Here is a 17467-nt window from a genome sequence, read left to right on the forward strand (position 1 = left end):
GGGTCCGGCCTGACGAGCAAGGGGCCGGGTATTGCACCAATTGGTGCAGTACCCGGCCCCTTCGCCGTCGGCGGCTACGGCCGGCTCAGAGCTTACCGGTGAGCTTCTTCCAGCGGGCGGTCAGCCCCCACCGCGTCACGTTGAGCATGGCCTCGACCACGATGTTCCCGCTCATTTTCGAAACACCCAGTTCGCGCTCCACAAAGGTGATCGGCACCTCCACGATCTTCTTTCCCATGAGTGCGACCCGGAAGGTCATGTCGACCTGGAAGCCGTATCCCACGGACTCGACGTCGTTGAAGTCCAGGGCCTCCAGGGTTTCGCGCCGGAAGGCACGGAATCCGGCGGTGATGTCGCGGATCCCCAGACCCAGCATGAGCCGGGAATACGTGCTGCCGGCCAACGAAATGAGCTTGCGGTAGGACGGCCAGTTCACGACGCTGCCGCCCCGGACCCAGCGGGAGCCGATGACCAGGTCCGCGTCCTGGGCCGTCAGGGCCTGCAGCAGGCGCGGCAGCTGCTCGGGCTGGTGGGATCCGTCGGCGTCCAGTTCGACCAGGACGTCATAGCCCTGCTCCAGGCCCCAGCTGAAGCCCGCCAGGTAGGCGGCGCCGAGGCCGGCCTTTCCCTCGCGGTGCAGCACGTGGATCTGCGGGTCATCCTCGCCCAGCTTCCGGGCGAATTCACCGGTTCCGTCCGGGCTGTTGTCATCGACCACCAGCACATCCGACTCCGGGACGGACTCCCGCAGCCGTTTGATGGTGATGGGGAGCGACTCGATCTCGTTGTAGGTCGGAATGATGGTGATTACCCGCACGCGGTTTTACCCTTCTGAGCTGTCTCGGCGGCCCGGTGGACCTCGAACTGGCCCCGGCGGGGCCCCTGTACACGGCGACGGACCGCTGGTCCGCTTCCCTGCGGATGCAACCGCGGTGAAAGCCGATGTCCCAGTATACGGGCAGCCGTAGTCCGGACATGGAAAGACCCCGGGAACTTCGGACCAAAAAGAGCACACGAGTGCGCTATCGATTTGTTTTCTACTGCTCCCGGGGCCTTGCCTGTGTTGTTATTTGCCGAGATGCCGGCGCGACGTCGTAGGCCTAACTACCATCGCCGTTGAGAACCCAGCCTATCTGCTTCCAACGCCCTGTCAACTGTTTTTTGACTAGGGGTTTCAGGGAAAGCGCCTAGTCAGTCAGGACCCTACCGCGGCCCCCGATCCGCTTGTTCCGGCTTCCACCGGGGACGAGGTGAAGATCGACCGTCCACGGCGCACGGTCTGCAGGCAGGTGGGCAGTTCGTCCTCGAGGACCGGCAGCATGGGCGTTCCCGCGCGTGCGTCGGTGCTCCAGGAGGACACCCGGGCGTCAGGGGTCTGCACGGAGAGTTCGGACGCGGCCCAGACCGCGAATGTCGCCTCGGCCCCGGGCACGAGTTGTCCGGCCAGCGGGTCCGGGTCACCGGCGGCCCGGTAGCCCGCGCGGGTATGGGCCACGAAGGCCGCCCGGGCCGAAACACGCGAGCTCTGCGTGTGGTGTTCCAGACAGGCCTTCACGGTGGCCCAGGGGCTCGTCGGGGTGACCGGGCTGTCGGAGCCCAGGCAGACGGGCACGCCCGCGGCCAGCAGCCGGCCGACCTCGTTCATGGCCGCCGACCGTTCGGCGCCCAGCCGCTGCTCGTACTGCCCGCCGGGGCCGCCCCACATGGCGTCGAACAGGGGCTGCATGGAGACGGTCACGCCGAGGTCGAGCAGCGTGGCGATGGCCGCGTCGTCGAGCAGTTCCGCATGCTCGATGCGGTGGCGGCCGCGCTGGACCGCCGCCGTGCCCAGCCGGTCGGCTGCCGCGCGGAACCCTGCAACTGCCTCATCCATGCCGGCATCGCCGATGACGTGGAAGGCGGCCTGGATGCCGGCCTCGGTGCAGGCCTGCACGTGGGCGGCGATGGTGTCGGCATCCAGGTACAGTGTGCCGCGGGCCGCGGGGTCGTCGGTGTACGGCTCCCGCAGGTAGGCCGTGCGCGAGCCCAGCGAGCCGTCGATGTTCAGGTCGCCGCCGAGCCCGGCCATGCGGTTGCTCTTGAAGCCTGCCAGCAGTTCGCGTGCCGCGTCGGCGCTGGTGACCGGTTCGGCCCAGTAGATGCGCACGGCGGGCAGGTCGTCGCCTTCGGCCTCGAGCAGGGACTCAAGCGCCACGACGTCCTCGCGGGTGCCGATGTGCGGCGCCGCCATTTCGGCGACGGCGGCGTACCCGTTCGCGGCCAGATGACGCAGGGCGCGCCGCTGGTATCCGGTACGGGCCACCGCGTCGAACGCCAGGACGTGGTCGCGGACGCGGGTGTGGGCTTCTCGGACGGCGATGGGACCGCCCTCCCAGCCATCGACGCCCTCAAGGCCCACGTTCAGGGCCAGGGTGCGGTTCACCAGGCCGGAATGGACGTCCACCCGGGTCAGATACACCTCACGCCCCGGTGCCGCTGCCTCGAGCTCCTCGGCCGTCGGCACCCGGCCCTCGGGCCAGAGGCTCTCATCCCAGCCGGCCCCGACGACCGGCCCCGGCTCCTCCTGCGCGCGGCGCCGCACGGCGGCCAGCAGGTCGGCCAACGAAGTGCATCCGGACAGGTCGAGGCAGGCCAGGGCAACACCGGTTTCGGTCAGGTGGGCATGGGAGTCGACGAAGGCCGGGGCCACCAGGGCACCCTCGAGGTCCACGACCTCCATGGTCGCATCGACCAGCGCATCGGCGGCGGCCTCCTGGCCGACCCAGGCCACGGAGGCGCCGTCGACCAGCATGGCGGTGGCAAACGGGTCGGCCGCGCTGTAGATGGCTCCGTTGCGGTACATGACCAGCTCGGGCATGTCTCATTCCTTCCTGCAGGGGCGGCCGGTGGGCCGCCGGAAAACTTGGCGCGGCGGATGGGCCGCGGAACGGCTCCTAGTCGGCCACGCTGGAGTAGGCGACGACGCCGCGTCGGACGGCATCGACGGCTGCCCGGCAACGCCCGGCCAGGACCGGGGAGAGCTCGGGGACCTTGGCCAATTGGTCGAGCGTGTCGATGACCTGCTTGGCCCACCGGACGAAGTCCCCGGCCGCCAGGTCGGTGCCACGCAGGCAGTCCTTCAGGTCCTTGCCCCGGGCCCAGTGGTACATCGGCCAGACCAGCCCAGAATCCGGCTCGGCCGTCTCGGGCAGCCGGTGGACCACCTCCAGGTCGGTCAGTTCGGACCAGTTCCGCACGGCCACCTCCCAGGCGGCCTCCACGGACGGACTGGGCATCTTCGGGTGCACGCCCGAGGTCTCCCGCTTGGCCTGGTAGACCAGGGTCGTCACGAAGCCGGCGAGCTCTGCCGCGCCCAGCCGGTCCATGCACCCGGATTCGAGGACCAGGGACGTCAACAGGTCCCGTTCGCCGTAGATCCGGCGCAGCCTGTTCCCGGCGGCAGTGGTCACCAGGACGCCGCCGTCGGTCCCGCCGTCGGTCCCGCCCTCGGGCAGGGCCAGGTAGCCGTAGTGCTCCAGGACCGCGCAGACACGGTCGAAGGTCTTGGCGATCGTGTTGGTCCGGCCGGCGATCTGCCCGGAGAGGCGGTCCGTCTCGGCCTTAAGCTTCCACCAGCGTTCGGCCCAGCGGGCGTGGTCCTCGCGTTCGCTGCAGCCGTGGCAGGGATGGCGCTTGAGCTGGCGCCGCAGCTCGGTGATGCGGGCCTCCTGCTTCTGCGTCCCGGGGAAGTCGAAGCCGCTGGCACCGCGGCGCGGCGGGCGGCGTTCGTGCAGTGCATTGCGCAGCGAGGCCGCCAGGTCCTTGCGTTCCTTGGGCGTCTTGCCGGTGAAGGACTTCGGGATCCGGATCCGGGAGATGACCTCCACGGGCCCCTCCAGGTCCTGGACGCCGACCCTGCGGACCTGCCGGTCCTCCGTGAGCACCGTGGGCCGGCGGTCACGCAGCGAATCGGCGACGGCGATGACCACGCAGCGGCCCAGCCGGCGCGGCCCGGGAACGTCGATCACATCGCCCGGGATGAGCTGTTCCAGCGACTCCTCGGCCGCAGAGCGCCGCATGCGGTGCGCGGTGCGCGAGGCGTCCTTCTCCGCCTGCCCCAGCTCGTGGCGGATGCGCGAGTACTCCTCGAAGTCACCCAGGTGGCACGCCATCGACGCGGCATAGCCGGCCATGGACTCCTGGCGGCTGCGCACCTGGCGGGCCATCCCGACCACCGAGCGGTCCGCCTGGAACTGGGCGAACGAGGACTCCAGGATGCTGCGCGCCCGTCCCATCCCGAACTGCGACGAGAGGTTCAGCGACATGTTGTAGGTCGGCCGGAAGCTGGAGTTCAACGGGTAGGTCCGCTTGGAGGCCAGGCCCGCTACGGCGGCCGGGTCGGTCCCGGGCTGCCAGAGCACGACGGCGTGGCCCTCCACGTCGATCCCGCGTCGCCCGGCGCGTCCGGTCAACTGGGTGTATTCACCGGCCGAGATGGACACGTGTGATTCCCCGTTGAACTTCTCGAGTTTCTCGAGCACGACCGAACGCGCGGGCATGTTGACACCGAGGGCGAGGGTCTCGGTGGCGAACACCGCCTTGACCAGCCCCTGCGCGAAGAGCTTCTCGACGACTTCCTTGAAGATCGGCAGCAGGCCGGCATGATGGGCCGCGAACCCCCGCAGCAGGCCTTCCCGCCAGGCCCAGAACCCGATGACCTCCAGGTCGTCGGGCGGGATCTCCTGGGCGACGGCGTCGATTTCCTGCTCGATGCGCGCCGACTCGGCCTCGGTGGTCAGGAAGAACCCGGTCCGCACGCACTGGGCGACGGCGGCGTCGCAACCCTTGCGGGAGAAGATGAAGACGATGGCCGGCAGCAGCCCCGCCTGGTCCAGCGAGAGCACCATTTCCGGACGCGAGACCCGGTGCTTCTCCGGTGGGGTGGCAGGACGCGGTGGGCCGGCGTGTCCCCTGCCGCGCCGGTGGGCCCGACCGCCGCCGCCGCGGAAATTGCGCCGTTCGTCGCGCTGGGCCAACCGGATGAGCTCGGGGTTGACCGCGATCTCCCGTTCCGGCGATCCGCCCTCGATGGCCGCCGCCTCGTCGAAGGCGACGTCGCCGGCGAAGAGGTCGAGCAGCCGGCCGCCGGCCATCACGTGCTGCCAGAGCGGGATGGGGCGGTGTTCGGAGACCACGATCGCGGTGTCCCCTCGCACCGTGTCCAGCCATCCTCCGAACTCCTCGGCATTCGATACCGTGGCACTCAGCGAGATCACCTGGACGTTTTGGGGCAGGTGGATGATGACCTCCTCCCACACGGCACCGCGGAACTTGTCCGCCAGGTAATGGACCTCGTCCATCACCACATAGGCCAGGCCGGTGAGGGTGTCCGAGTCGGCGTAGAGCATGTTGCGCAGGACCTCGGTGGTCATCACGACCACATCGGCCTCGCCGTTGATGGTCGTGTCCCCGGTGAGCAGCCCCACCCGCTCGGGCCCGTAGTAGGCAGCCAATTCGTTGAACTTCTGGTTGCTCAGCGCCTTGATGGGCGTGGTGTAGAACGCCTTGAGGCCGCGCTTCAGGGCGCAATGGATGGCGAATTCGCCCACCACGGTCTTCCCGGCACCGGTCGGGGCGGCAACCAGGACGCCGCGGCCCTGCTCGACGGCGGCACAGGCCTCGATCTGGAAGGCGTCGAGGTCGAAGTCCAGTCCGCGCCGGAAGATGCCGAGTTCTGTTTTTGCCTCAGCCGCGCGTTCGCGCCACGCGGCATACTGCTCTGCTGGAGAGCCCATGCCTGACCACCCCTTCATGGGTTCGACGTTGTCGGGGACAGTTTCACCCTATCCGGGCATCGGCTGGAGTCAGTCGATCGAGTCGCCGTGGGCGATCAGCCGTTCGTTTTCCTCTTCCTGTTCGGCACGGCGCTTGGCCCGCCGCTTGTCGTTGACCAGACAGAAGACGGTCGCCGCGGCGAAGAGCACCAGCAAGGGCCCTGCCAGCACGAACATCGTCAGGGCGTCGCCACCGGGCGCCGCCATGGCTGCGACCAGGCAGATCAGGAAGACGGTGATGCGCCAGTTCTTCACGATGATCCGGCCGGGCAGGATGCCGATCATGTTCAGGCCCACCAGCAGCACCGGGATGATCATCGACAGCCCGAAGGCCAGCAGCAGCCGCAGCACGAAGCTGAGGTACTCCGGAACGGTGATCAGGTTGACGGCGATGTCCGGGGTGAGCCCCAGGAAGAAGACCAAGGCGTGGGGCAGGACCCAATAGCCCAGGAAGATGCCCAGCAGGAACAACGGGACCGCCACGCCGATGAAGCCCAGCGCGGTGCGTTTTTCCTTCTTCTTCAGCCCCGGCACGATGAAGGCCCACAGCTCGTAGAGCCAGACCGGGGAGGCGATGACCAGGGCCAGGAAGAGCGAAACCTTGATCATGATGTCGAACGGCGAGACCGCCGTGCTGAAGTTCGCCATCCCGCCGGCGTCCTTCAACGGCTGGATCAGCAGTGCCAGGACGGGCCGGTAGAGGAAGAAGCCGCCGACCGCCGCGACGAAAAGCGCCCCGAGGGAGATGAAAAGCCGGTTGCGCAGCTCGAGCAGGTGTTCCTTGAGCGCCATCCTCCCCTCGGGGTTGGAGTTGCGCCCTGTTTTGTGCGCCACAGAGGACTAGAGCTTGGGCCCGCGGTGGTCGGGATCGACGACCTTGCCCTCGACAGTCTCATCCGTTGACTTCGGATCCTTCGGATCGTCGTCCTTCATCTGGCGGACCTCGGACTTGAAGATGCGCATCGACTGGCCCAGGGAACGGGCCAGACCGGGGAGCTTGGGGGCACCGAAGAGGATCAGCGCCAGGACAACGATGATGACAATGTGCCATCCCTGTAGACCACCCATGGGGGAACTTCCTTTCGTCTGCCTACAAGTCTACGTCACGCGGGTACAGGTCTCGCACCCGCTGGGCCCGCCCCCTGGCACGTTTCCCGGCGACGCGCCGGTCCCGCCGTGCCCGGCGCCGGGCGAGCTTCCCGGCGTCGTACTCGGCCCTGGCGACCTCGGGGGAACGGAAGAGCGCGGCCACCCCGACGGCGGGCAGGGGATCTGTCCGGCGGTCCTCCTCCAGCGGCTCGCCCGGTGGCAGCACCAGGGCATCGCCGGCCGTGCCGACCTCCTGGGCCAGGGCCATGAACCGGCGGTACAGATGCAGGGCGCACAGGCCCAGGAACACCAGCGTGGCCAGGGCCAGCACGACCCACAGCAGTATCCAGAACCACCAGGGCATCATGCGTTCTCCTTCGTCGACGAGTGGGGTTGCTGCTCGCGGTCCGCCGCCAGCGCCCCGTGCAGCCACCTGCGCACGGCATCGGCGGCCTCCGGCGGATCGATGACCCGCAGTTCCCCGCCGTGGCGGGCCACGAGCCCGGGCAGCTGCGCGGCCTCGGCGATGCCGACCTGCGCGATGAGTGTGCCGTCCTTGGTCTTGGTGCTCTGCCAGGGCGCGAATTCGGTGGCCAGCCGCTGGATCCGGGGGGCGAATCCAAGCACGACGACGGTGTCCTCCGTCGCGGGCGTGTACAGGGCGCCTTCCGCGGGCGTATGGCGTGCGGGCACGCGGGTGAACCCCTCGCCGGACGTGGTGGCGGCGAGGATCCGATCGAGCCGGAAGTTCCGCTGCCCGGTGGCAGTGCGGCACCAGGCTTGCAGGTAGGTGCGCCCGCCGTCTTCGAGCAAGCGGATCGGTTCGACGTCGCGTTCGCTGATCTCGTCCCGTCCCGGATGGTAGTAGCGCAGGTGCAGGACCTGCGTGCCGGCGATGGCTGCCGTCACGGTGTCCCGCGTCCCGGATGCCTCGGTGGCGGCCAACCGCGCGGAAGCGACACGGTCCAGGTCCGCGAACTCCCCGGCCACGGAGCGGAGCTTCTCCAGGGCGCCACGGGCCGCTGCCCGGTCTTCGGTCCCGGGCAGGTCGAGGATCGTTTGCAGGCCGACCAGCAGGGAGAAGGCCTCGACCAGGTTCAACCTGATCGGCGCGGCCAGGCCCTCGGCGTTGGCGATGGAGACCCGGTCGCCCTCGAAGTCGACGTCGATCAGTTCATCAGGCAGGCCGTTGGGCACCCCGCAGAGCTGGATCATCGTCAGGTCCTCGATCAGGCGCCGCCGGCTGAGCCCGAAGTGGGCGGCGGTCTCGTTGATCAGCGGGGCGCCTTCGCGCACGACGTAGGCGATGATGTCCAGCGCCCGGGCCACGACGTCCGAGGTCGAGGGGCGGCCACCAGGGCGGGACTGGCCGAAGGCGTATTCGGGGGTGGGACCCTGGTGCGTCTCCAGGGCCCCGGTGAGCCGGCGGACGACGGCGGCCCGCAGTGGCCCCGGGCCGGCGACCGCGACCGCCGGACCGAGCTCGGCCAATTCGGCGCTGGTGGCCTCGTCATCCTGGTAGTCGAAGGAGAAGGTGCCGGCTTCCGCATCGGAGGCGTCGGCGTCGGCCCGGGCCCGCAGGGCCAGTCCGCGGCCCGGGGCCAGGCGAACCGTCGCGCGCTGGCGTGCCGCATCGGGATCCAGGCCGTCCAGCACGTCGCCGACGCGGAAGCCCTCGGGCCGCTGGACGGTGCCGGGCCGGCGGGCGATCTCGGAGACGATGCGCGAGAGCCGGAAAATCCTCTGCCCGTCGCGGTCGCGGTCCCAGCCGACCAGGTACCAGTGGCCGAAGCGGTTGCCGATCCCCCACGGCTCCAGCGTGCGCACCGCAGCCTCCCCGGAGGGCGAGCGGTAGGTGAAGCGGATCGGCGAGCGGTCCCAGACGGCTCCGAGCAGGTCGCGGAAAACGGCGTCGGCGGCGTGCAGACGGGGTTCGAAAGTCTCGAAGGCGGCGCCGGCGGCATCGGGGTCTGCTGCGGCGGCCGGGGAGATCCGATGGAAGGCCCGGTCCGCCGCGCTGGCAATCGTCGGGTCCTTCCAGACGCGCGCGGCCAGTCCCAGGGCCATGGCTTCCTCGGGTGCGAATGACACCGGAGGCAGGCGGTATTCCTCGGGGCGGACCCGGTAGTGCGTGTCCTGCCGGTCGTTGCCGTAGTAGGCGTCCCCGACCAGGGTCTCCAGCGGGATGCCGAGCGCGCGCAGGTCCTCCTTGTCGCGCTCGAACTTCCGCTCGAACGCGTCGTCGGACAGGCCCTGGTAGTCGTCGACGATGCCGCGCAGCTCCGCCCGCGTGTACCCACGGCGCCGGGACATCAGGGCGTAGGTGAGGCTGACGAGCTTTTCCGTGCGCGAGGGCGCACCCGCGTTTCGTTTGGCAGACACACGCCTTACGTTACTAGAAAGCACGACGGCGCCGTCCCGGGCCTGTTGCCAGGAACCGGGGCGGCGCCGTCGTGCGGTGCGGACGGGTCAGCGCACGTCCACCAGGTCGACCACGAAGATCAGGGACTCGCCACCGGCGATGGCCGATCCGGCTCCGCGGTCGCCGTAGGCCAGGTGAGAGGGGATCTCCAGGCGGCGGCGTCCGCCGACCTTCATCCCGATGATGCCCTGGTCCCAACCCTGGATGACCTGGCCGACGCCGACCCGGAAGTCCAGCGGTTCGCCACGGTTCCAGGACGCGTCGAATTCCTCGCCGGTGGACCAGGCCACACCGACGTAGTGGGCCGAGACCGTGTTGCCCGGGGCGGCCTCGACGCCGTCGCCGACGATGAGGTCCTCGATGCCCAGCTCGGTGGGCGGGTTCTCGCCGGGGAAATCAACTTCCGGCTTGGTGCGGTCGTACTCGCGCTTTCCAAAAGACATGGATGTCCTTTCGTGTCTCTACTTCGAAGCCTGCTCGATGGACTTCACGTGAACAATGAATACGAGGGTACCTTGCGGCTTGCCGGGGGATCCGTCGTAGGCGAGCTTGCCGGGGATGGTCAGCAGGACCGTGGACCCCTCCTTGACGCCCTCGAGTCCCTGGGTCCACCCCTTGATGACCTGGTCGAGGCCGAAGGTGGCCGCCTCGCCCCTGTCGTAGCTGGAGTCGAATTGCTGGCCGTCCTCCCAGCGGGCCCCGGCGTAGTCCACGGTGATCGTGTCAGTCTTCTTGACCGCTGCGCCATCGCCTTCCTTCAGGGTGGTGACCTTCAGATCGGACGGCGGTTCGTTGCCGGCCGGGATCTTCACGGTGGCCTGGCCATCCTTGCCGAGCTCGGCGGTGGCCTCCTCGCCCTTCTTCGCATCCCCCGATTGCTTCTCGAAGCTGATCGCCGGCGACTTGGCGTCCACGACCTTCAGGATCAGCAGCTGCTGCACCGGGGTTTCCTCGGCGGGCGCTGACTTGTCCTTGTCCGATTCCCCGGTCTCGGGGGCGGCTTCCGGGTGGATGTAGGCAACCCAGGCACCGACCTTGGTGCCCACGAGGATGTCGTGGATCTCGGCGTCCATGGACTTCAGCTGATCGTTCACCTGGATGGCCAGGGCCGGCTGGGAGAAGGTGTTGCCCACCTCGGTGCCGTCCTCGACGTTGTAGCCGGCGAGTTTGTAGGAAACGGTCTGGCCCTCCTTGACCTCCGCCCCATCACCCTGCTCGAGGACCTTCGCCCCGGGCTCGGTGGCCTTCAGCGGGGTGTCGAATTCGACCTTGGGGGCCGAGTTGTCGTCCTTGCCGGGCGTCAACTTGATGGAGGAGAGCGGCTCGGCCGCCCCCACGGTCTTGGGGGTTCCGGCTCCGCAGGCTGTCAACGCGAGCAGCGCGAACCCGAGAACCAGTGCCAACAGCTTGCGCACAGAATCCACTTTCCTTGTATTCGGTCGTCATGGGCGGCCGTCCGGCGGGGTCGCCGGTTCCAAGCCACATCAAGCTTAGGGGCGATCCCTGTGAAAGACCTGAGGCGGCACGCCGGGCTACCGGCCGGGGATCAGGCCCATCAGCTCCTCGACCCGCGCATCGGTGTTGGCGAAGGGGTCCTTGCACAACACGGTTTGCCCGGCATGGTCGTTGAGCTTGAGGTGGACCCAGTCGACCGTGAAGTCGCGTCCGGCCTCCTTGGCCGCGCGCACGAAGTCCCCCCTCAGTTTCGCGCGGGTGCTCTGCGGGGGATTTTCGGCGGCGTCGGTGATGTCCGCCTCGGAGACGACGGTGGCCACGCGTCCGCGCGAGCGCAGCACGGAGAACAGGCCACGGCGCGGATCGATGTCGTGGTAGGTCAGGTCCAGCTGGGCTATGCGCGGCGAGGACAACTCCAGGCCGTGGCGGTCCTGGTACTGCCGGATCAGCCGCTGCTTGATCGCCCAGTCGATTTCGGTGTCGATGCCGGAGGCGTCGCCGCTGGCAACGGCGTCCAGCGCCCGGCGCCAGAGGTCCATCACCTGCGGCAGGTGCGGGGTGTGGGCGCCGTGGCGTTCGACGAAGGCGGTGGCCTTGGCGAAGAAGAGCTCCTGCAGCTCCAGCGCGCTGAGCTCGCGTCCGCTGGCTAGGCGCACCTTACGGCGGCCGGTGAGGTCGTGGGAGATCTCGCGGATGCTGCGGATCGGGTTCTCCAGGCGCAGGTCCTCCATGATGGTGCCGGCCTCGATCATGCGCAGGATCAGGTCCGTCGAGCCGACCTTGACCAGCTGCGTGGTCTCGGACATGTTCGAGTCCCCCACGATCACGTGCAGCCGCCGGTGATATTCGGCGTCGGCATGCGGCTCGTCCCGCGTGTTGATGATCGGACGCGAGCGGGTGGTGGCCGAGGAGACGCCTTCCCAGACATGGTCGGCGCGCTGCGAGAAGGCATACCGGTGCTCGCCATCGACCGGCAGCACCTTTCCGGCCCCGGCAATCAGCTGGCGCGTGACCAGGAAGGGGATGAGGATCTCGGCCAGCCGGGCGAATTCGAGCTTGCGGGGGATCAGGTAGTTCTCGTGGCAGCCGTAGGAGTTCCCCGCGGAATCGGTGTTGTTCTTGAACAGGTAGATCGACCCCTCCAGCCCGTCGGCGCGCATCAGCTCCTCGGCGCTGGAGACGAGCCCGTTGAGGATCGACTCGCCCGCCCGGTCGTGGGCGATCAGCTGGGTGACGTCGTCGCATTCGGCAGTGGCGTACTCGGGGTGGGACCCGACGTCGAGGTAGAGGCGGGAACCGTTGGTGAGGAAGACGTTCGAGCTGCGCCCCCAGGCGACGACCGGCTTGAACAGGTAGCGGGCGACCTCCTCGGGGGTCAGCGGCCGTCCGGTGGGCGACGAATAGGCGATGCCGTACTCGGTTTCGATCCCAAAAATGCGCCGGTCCATGGTCAGGCACCGTCCTTTCCTGCCAGGGTCCGCAGGACCTCGTCCTTGTTATAGCGTCTGAAGGTGCGTCGGGTGGCCCGCGGGTCCGCCGGGACCCGGTCCAGCACCGCCACCTCGAACAGGTCAGCGTCCAGGGTTCCGGCCTCCAGCGTCCCGGCGGCCTGGGGCAGTGCCGCCGCCGCGGTGCGGATGACCTCGTCGAAGGACGTGCCGGCCAGATCGCGGCCGCCCCAGGCCCCCTCCAGGGCGGTGGCGAGCGCCTGGGCGTCCCCGCCCATCACCACGACGCCGGGTTCGTCGGAGATCGAACCGTCGAAGTTCACCCGGTAGAGCTGGTCCGCCGCCGGGTCCTCCCCCACTTCCGCGACGGCCAGTTCGACCTCGAACGGCTTGGTGTCGGCGGTGAAGACGGCTCCGAGGCTCTGGGCGTAGACGCTGGCCAGTCCGCGGCCGGTGACGTCCTCGCGGTCGTAGGAGTAGCCGCGGGTGTCGGCGTAGCGCACGCCGGCCTGCCGGAGGGATTCAAACTCGTTGTACTTCCCGACGGCGGCGAAGGCGATCCGGTCGTAGATCTCCCCGATCTTGCGCAGCGTCCGGGAGGGGTTCTCGGCGATCAGGGCGATGCCGTCGAGGCAACTGGCCACGATGACGGAGCGGCCGCGGGCGATGCCCTTGCGGGCGAAGTCCGCCCGGTCCTTCATCAGCTGTTCGGGCGAGACGTAGAACTGCGCGCTCATCAGGCCTCCCGCGCCTCGGTGGAGCGTTCGGCGACGATGTCGCGGGCGACCACGGCCAGCTCGGCGTCGGGGATCCTCAGGGCGCCGTCGGCGTCGACCCGGTAGAGGACCGGCCACAGGTGCCGGACCAGGTCCGGTCCCCCGGTGGCAGAATCGTCGTCGGCGGCATCGTAGAGCGCCTCCATGGCCACCCGGACTGCGGCCGCCGGGTCGAGGCCGGGCCGCCAGAGCTTCTTCAGGGCCCCCCGGGCGTAGACCGACCCGGAGCCGATGGTGTGGTGTTCGATCTCCTCGAACCGGCCGCCGGTGATGTCGAAGGAGAAGATGCGCCCTGTCTGCTGGCGCGGATCGAAGCCGGCGAACAGCGGGACGACCGACATGCCCTGCATGGCCCGCCCCAGGTTCGCCCGGATCATGGCGGCCAGCCGGTTCGCCTTGCCGTCCAGGCTGAGCAGTTCGCCTTCGATCTTCTCGTAGTGCTCCAGCTCGACCTGGAACAGGCGGACCAGGTCCAGGCCGATGCCGGCCGAGCCGGCGATCCCGACCACCGAGAACCGGTCGGCGGAGAAGACCTTTTCCATGTGGCGGCTGGCGATGACGTTGCCGATGGTGGCGCGCCGGTCCCCGGCCATGACCACCCCGCCGTCGTAGGCCAGGGCGGCGATGGTCGTGGCATGGCGCACGCCCTCGGGCGCCGGGGCGGGATCGCGGGCCGGGAGCAGGTCGGGCCGTTCACGCGCCAGGTAGTCGACGAAGGAGGGCCCCTCGGGGGTTCGCATGCCTACTGGCCGCCCTTTTGCACGAAACCGCGCACGAACTCCTCCGCATTCTGTTCCAGGACGCCGTCGATGTCGTTGAGCAGGTCGTCCACGTCCTGTGTCTGGGCCTGGGCGGCTGGCGAGGCGGGCGCGGGTGCCGGTGTCCCGGCGTCGTCCTCGATCTCCTGGTCCTGGGTGGACTGCTGCGGCCGCTGTTGTTCCTGTGCCATGGGGAGCTCCTTGCCTCGGGGCGAATGATCGCCGGTTCCTCTATCTTGTCACGTCTTCGGCGCTGGTCACCGGCCGGTTCGCGGGGGCCCACCGCGGCGCAGCTCGTCGACGAAGGCGCCGACCTCCAGCCCGGCGTCGAACAGCGGGCCGACCAGTTCGCGGGTGCCGCGCAGCGGCTCGGGGGTGGCGATGCGCTGCGTACCGGGCCGGCCGGGCACGCTGAAGGTGACCACGTCCCAGCTCGCCCCCAGCACGTCGTCGGGGTAGGCGGTCAGGCAGCGCCCGCGGAAGTAGGCTCGGGTGTCCTCGGGCGGTTCGGACACCGCGGCCTGGATCTGCTCGGCGGTGAACAGCGTTTCCATCAACCCGCGTGAGGCCAACCGGTGGTACAGGCCCTTCTCGGGGCGGATGTCCGCCCATTGCAGGTCCATCATCGCCAGCCGGTGGTCATCCCATGCGAGCCCGTCGCGGTCGCGGTAGCGGTTCATCAGCTCCAGCTTCGCCACCCAGTCCACCGTCGCCTTGGCCGAGGAGACGTCCCTGGCCAGTGTGTCCAGGGTGTCCTGCCAGCGCGTGAGCACGTCGGTGGTCTGCGGATCCTCGGCCCCGATACGTTCGCAGTGGGCGCGGGCGGCGTCGAGGTAGGCCTGCTGGATCTCCAGCGCGGTCATCCACCGGCCGTCGGCCAGCTCGACCGTGGTGCGCAGGGTGGGATCGTGGCTGATCTGCTGCACGGCGGCGACCGCGTCGCGCAATTCCAGCGGCGGCGCCGCGCCGGCCTCGATGAGCGTGAGCACCAGGGCGGTGGTCCCGACCCGCAGCAGGGTGGAGACCTGGCCGAGGTTCGCGTCGCCGGCAATGACGTGCAGGCGCCGGTACGTCTCCCAGGTGGCGTGGGGTTCGTCGCGGGTGTTCACGAGGGGCCGGCGGATGGTGGTCTCCAGTCCGACCTCGGCTTCGAAGAAGTCGGCGCGTTGGCTGATCTGGAAGCCCGCCGTCGTGCCCGTCATGCCCAGGCCGACCCGGCCGGACCCGCACAGGACCTGCCGGGAGGCGAAGAACGGGAGCAATCCGGCGGCGATGTCGTCGAAGGCGGTCGTGCGCGGCATCAAGTAGTTCTCGTGGGCGCCGTAGCTAACGCCCTTGTTGTCGGTGTTGTTCTTGTAGAGCAGCACCTCGGCGAATCCCGGGGATTCGGCAATCCGGCGTTGGGCGGCCAGCGCCACCTGGTCCCCGGCCTGGTCGTAGAGCACGGCGGCGTGGGGGCCGGTGGTCTCCGGGGAGGAGTACTCCGGGTGGGCGTGGTCGACGTAGAGCCGGGCGCCGTTGCCCAGCACCATGTTCATCAGCACGTGGCCCCCGGCGTCCTCCTCCGCGTAGAGGGTCTCACCCGCCCGCGTGTCGCCGCCGGCCAGGGCGATCTCCTCGGCGGTGAGTTCACGCGGGGCGTCGGTCAGCTGCGAGGCGTCGGCCACGGCGCGGGGCATGTTCCAGCCGCGGGCGTCGGCCAGCGGGGCCTCGTCGGCGTAGTCCCAGCGGGTACCGGCCAGGTGCCCATAGCCGGTGCGCACGGTGGCCGCGTAGGCGTTGATGACCTGGGCGGAGAGGATCGTGGAGTTGGCCCCAGGTTGGCTGGGGGCCAGGACCCCGAACTCGGTCTCGAGGCCGACGACGCGGCGCACGCTCACAGGTACTGGCCCGTGTTGGAGTATCCCGGGCCCGGCTCGTGCTCCAGGCTGCGGCCGCTGGCGGCGCTGGCCTTGTCCTGCACGATGGTGCGGATGTAGGTGATCCGTTCGCCCTTCTTGCCCGAGATCCGCGCCCAGTCGTCGGGGTTGGTGGTGTTGGGCATGTCCTCGTGCTCGTGGAACTCCTCGACGACCCCGCGCAGCAGGTGCTCGATCCGCAGGCCCCGTTCCCCGGAGGTCAGCAGCTCCTTGATGGCCGATTTCTTGGCGCGGTCCACGACATTGCGGATCACCGCCCCGGAGTTGAAGTCCTTGAAGTAGAGGGTCTCGGTTTCCCCGTTGGCGTAGGTGACCTCGAGGAACTCGTTCTCCTTGTCGGTGGCGTACATGGCCTCCACCGTCTGCCGGATCATCGCCTGCACCGCCGCCTCCGCGTTGCCGCCGTGCTCGGCCAGGTCGGCCGCGTGGATCGGCAGGTCGGTGGTCAGGTACTTGGCGAAGATCTCGGCCGCCCCCTCGGCATCGGGGCGCAGCACCTTGATCTTCACGTCCAGCCGACCCGGGCGCAGGATCGCCGGGTCGATCATGTCCTCGCGGTTGGAGGCGCCGATGATGATGACGTTGTCCAGCTTCTCCACCCCGTCGATCTCCGAGAGCAGCTGGGGCACGATCGTGGTCTCGACGTCGGAGGAGACGCCGGTGCCGCGGGTGCGGAACAGCGAGTCCATCTCGTCGAAGAACACGACGACGGGGTTCCCGCCGGCCGCCTTTTCCCGGGCCCGTGCGAAGATCAGCCGGATGTGGCGTTCGGTCTCCCCCACGTACTTGTCCAGCAGCTCCGGGCCCTTGATGTTCAGGAAATAGCTCCGTGCGCTCTCCCCGCCGCGCAGTTCGGCGGTGCGTTCGGACAGCGAGTGGGCGACCGCCTTGGCGATGAGCGTCTTGCCGCAGCCCGGCGGCCCGTAGAGCAGGATGCCCTTGGGGGCCTTCAGGCCGTGTTCGCGGTAGAGGTCCTGGTGCAGGAACGGCAGTTCGACGGCGTCGCGGATCTGCTCGATCTGCGGGCCGAGGCCGCCGATGTCGGCGTAGGAGATGTTCGGGACCTCCTCCAGGATCAGGGACTGCATCTCGGAGAGGTGGACCCGTTCGGTGGCCAGCCCGGTGCGCGGGTCGATGGCCAGCGAGTCGCCCACCCTGACCTTCTCGCGCAGCAGCGGCCCGGCCAGGCGGATGACCTTCTGGTCGTCGGCGCGCCCGACGGCCAGGACGCGGCCGTCGTCCATGACCTCCTTGACGGAGACCAGTTCGCCGGAGGCCTCGAACCCGAGTCCGGCGACGATGGCCAGGGATTCGTTGAGCAGGACCTCCTGGCCCAACTGGAGTGCCTCGAAGTTCAGCAGCGGGCTGATGGCCACCCGCAGCTTGCGCCCGCCCTGGATGATGTCGGCACTTTGCACTGCGGTGGAGGCGATCGCGGTTCCCGCGGACGGGTGCGTGCGGGCGTTGAGCCCGACGATCGTCCCGAAGGTGAACGGGGTGTCCCCGTCCTGGTCGAGCGCGGCCTTGAGCGTCACGATCTGCTCGCGGGTGCGTTCGAGCATGGCGCTCAGCCGCCCGTTGTTGGCCGTGGCCGTGCCGAGTTGGCGGTCGAGGTTCCGTGCCTTGTCGCGCAGGACGTTGAGTTGCCGCTCGGCGATGTCGAGCTGGTTCTGCAGCCGCTGCTCGCGCTGCGGGTCCCCGGGCCCGGGGACCGGGGTGGAGTTCTCCGGCATGGGGGCACCCTTCTCTCGCCGTGTGCCCCCGTGGGGGCCGTTGTCTTCATCGTA

Annotated in this window: 15 protein-coding genes; all 15 read right to left on the reverse strand. The window is 69.1% G+C overall.

The annotated features are described in order from the left end of the window. Positions 1 to 85: 85 nt before the first annotated feature. A complete protein-coding gene (locus AB8M85_RS13080) occupies positions 86 to 817 on the reverse strand; it encodes a polyprenol monophosphomannose synthase (protein WP_372699268.1) in 732 nt (243 codons plus the stop codon). A 378-nt stretch (positions 818 to 1195) separates the two neighbouring features. Then, positions 1196 to 2857 carry an amidohydrolase gene (locus tag AB8M85_RS13085; RefSeq protein ID WP_372699269.1) on the reverse strand — a complete coding sequence of 554 codons (1662 nt, stop codon included), beginning with the start codon at positions 2855 to 2857 and terminating at the stop codon, positions 1196 to 1198. Positions 2858 to 2933: 76 nt separating this feature from the next. Then, complete coding sequence (locus AB8M85_RS13090; protein WP_372699270.1) at positions 2934 to 5792, reverse strand: DEAD/DEAH box helicase; 2859 nt, start codon at positions 5790 to 5792, stop codon at positions 2934 to 2936. A 51-nt stretch (positions 5793 to 5843) separates the two neighbouring features. Continuing rightward, entirely contained in the window at positions 5844 to 6647 is an 804-nt protein-coding gene (gene tatC, locus AB8M85_RS13095) for a twin-arginine translocase subunit TatC (protein ID WP_372699271.1), read from the reverse strand. A gap of 6 nt (positions 6648 to 6653) precedes the next feature. Next, complete coding sequence (gene tatA, locus AB8M85_RS13100) at positions 6654 to 6881, reverse strand: Sec-independent protein translocase subunit TatA (protein WP_372699272.1); 228 nt, start codon at positions 6879 to 6881, stop codon at positions 6654 to 6656. Positions 6882 to 6903: 22 nt separating this feature from the next. Continuing rightward, the gene (locus AB8M85_RS13105) at positions 6904 to 7269 is read right to left on the reverse strand and encodes a hypothetical protein (protein WP_372699273.1); all 366 of its coding nucleotides are present in this window, start codon (positions 7267 to 7269) and stop codon (positions 6904 to 6906) included. Next, complete coding sequence (locus AB8M85_RS13110; RefSeq protein WP_372699274.1) at positions 7266 to 9284, reverse strand: helix-turn-helix transcriptional regulator; 2019 nt, start codon at positions 9282 to 9284, stop codon at positions 7266 to 7268. The genes AB8M85_RS13105 and AB8M85_RS13110 overlap by 4 nt, the downstream gene beginning before the upstream one ends. Positions 9285 to 9371: 87 nt before the next feature. Then, positions 9372 to 9767, reverse strand: a complete 396-nt coding sequence (locus AB8M85_RS13115; protein ID WP_372699275.1) for an FKBP-type peptidyl-prolyl cis-trans isomerase — start codon at positions 9765 to 9767, stop codon at positions 9372 to 9374. 18 nt (positions 9768 to 9785) lie between these two features. Further along, complete coding sequence (locus AB8M85_RS13120) at positions 9786 to 10739, reverse strand: FKBP-type peptidyl-prolyl cis-trans isomerase (RefSeq protein WP_372699276.1); 954 nt, start codon at positions 10737 to 10739, stop codon at positions 9786 to 9788. Positions 10740 to 10856: 117 nt separating this feature from the next. Beyond that, positions 10857 to 12227 carry a Pup--protein ligase gene (gene pafA, locus AB8M85_RS13125; protein ID WP_372699277.1) on the reverse strand — a complete coding sequence of 457 codons (1371 nt, stop codon included), beginning with the start codon at positions 12225 to 12227 and terminating at the stop codon, positions 10857 to 10859. A 2-nt stretch (positions 12228 to 12229) separates the two neighbouring features. Then, positions 12230 to 12964 (reverse strand): proteasome subunit alpha, encoded by a 735-nt coding sequence (prcA, locus tag AB8M85_RS13130; protein WP_372699278.1) that lies wholly within the window; start codon positions 12962 to 12964, stop codon positions 12230 to 12232. After that, the gene (gene prcB, locus AB8M85_RS13135; protein ID WP_372699279.1) at positions 12964 to 13743 is read right to left on the reverse strand and encodes a proteasome subunit beta; all 780 of its coding nucleotides are present in this window, start codon (positions 13741 to 13743) and stop codon (positions 12964 to 12966) included. Before prcB ends, prcA begins: the two co-directional genes overlap by 1 nt. Before the next feature lie 2 nt (positions 13744 to 13745). Then, positions 13746 to 13952, reverse strand: coding sequence for a ubiquitin-like protein Pup (locus AB8M85_RS13140; protein WP_372699280.1), 207 nt, complete (start codon positions 13950 to 13952; stop codon positions 13746 to 13748). Positions 13953 to 14018: 66 nt separating this feature from the next. Then, a complete protein-coding gene (gene dop / locus AB8M85_RS13145; protein WP_372699281.1) occupies positions 14019 to 15641 on the reverse strand; it encodes a depupylase/deamidase Dop in 1623 nt (540 codons plus the stop codon). Continuing rightward, positions 15638 to 17413, reverse strand: a complete 1776-nt coding sequence (arc, locus tag AB8M85_RS13150) for a proteasome ATPase (RefSeq protein WP_372699282.1) — start codon at positions 17411 to 17413, stop codon at positions 15638 to 15640. The genes dop and arc overlap by 4 nt, the downstream gene beginning before the upstream one ends. Positions 17414 to 17467: the final 54 nt, after the last annotated feature.

This window comes from Arthrobacter sp. JSM 101049 (genome assembly GCF_041679245.1).
Classification (GTDB): Bacteria; Actinomycetota; Actinomycetes; order Actinomycetales; family Micrococcaceae; genus Arthrobacter_H.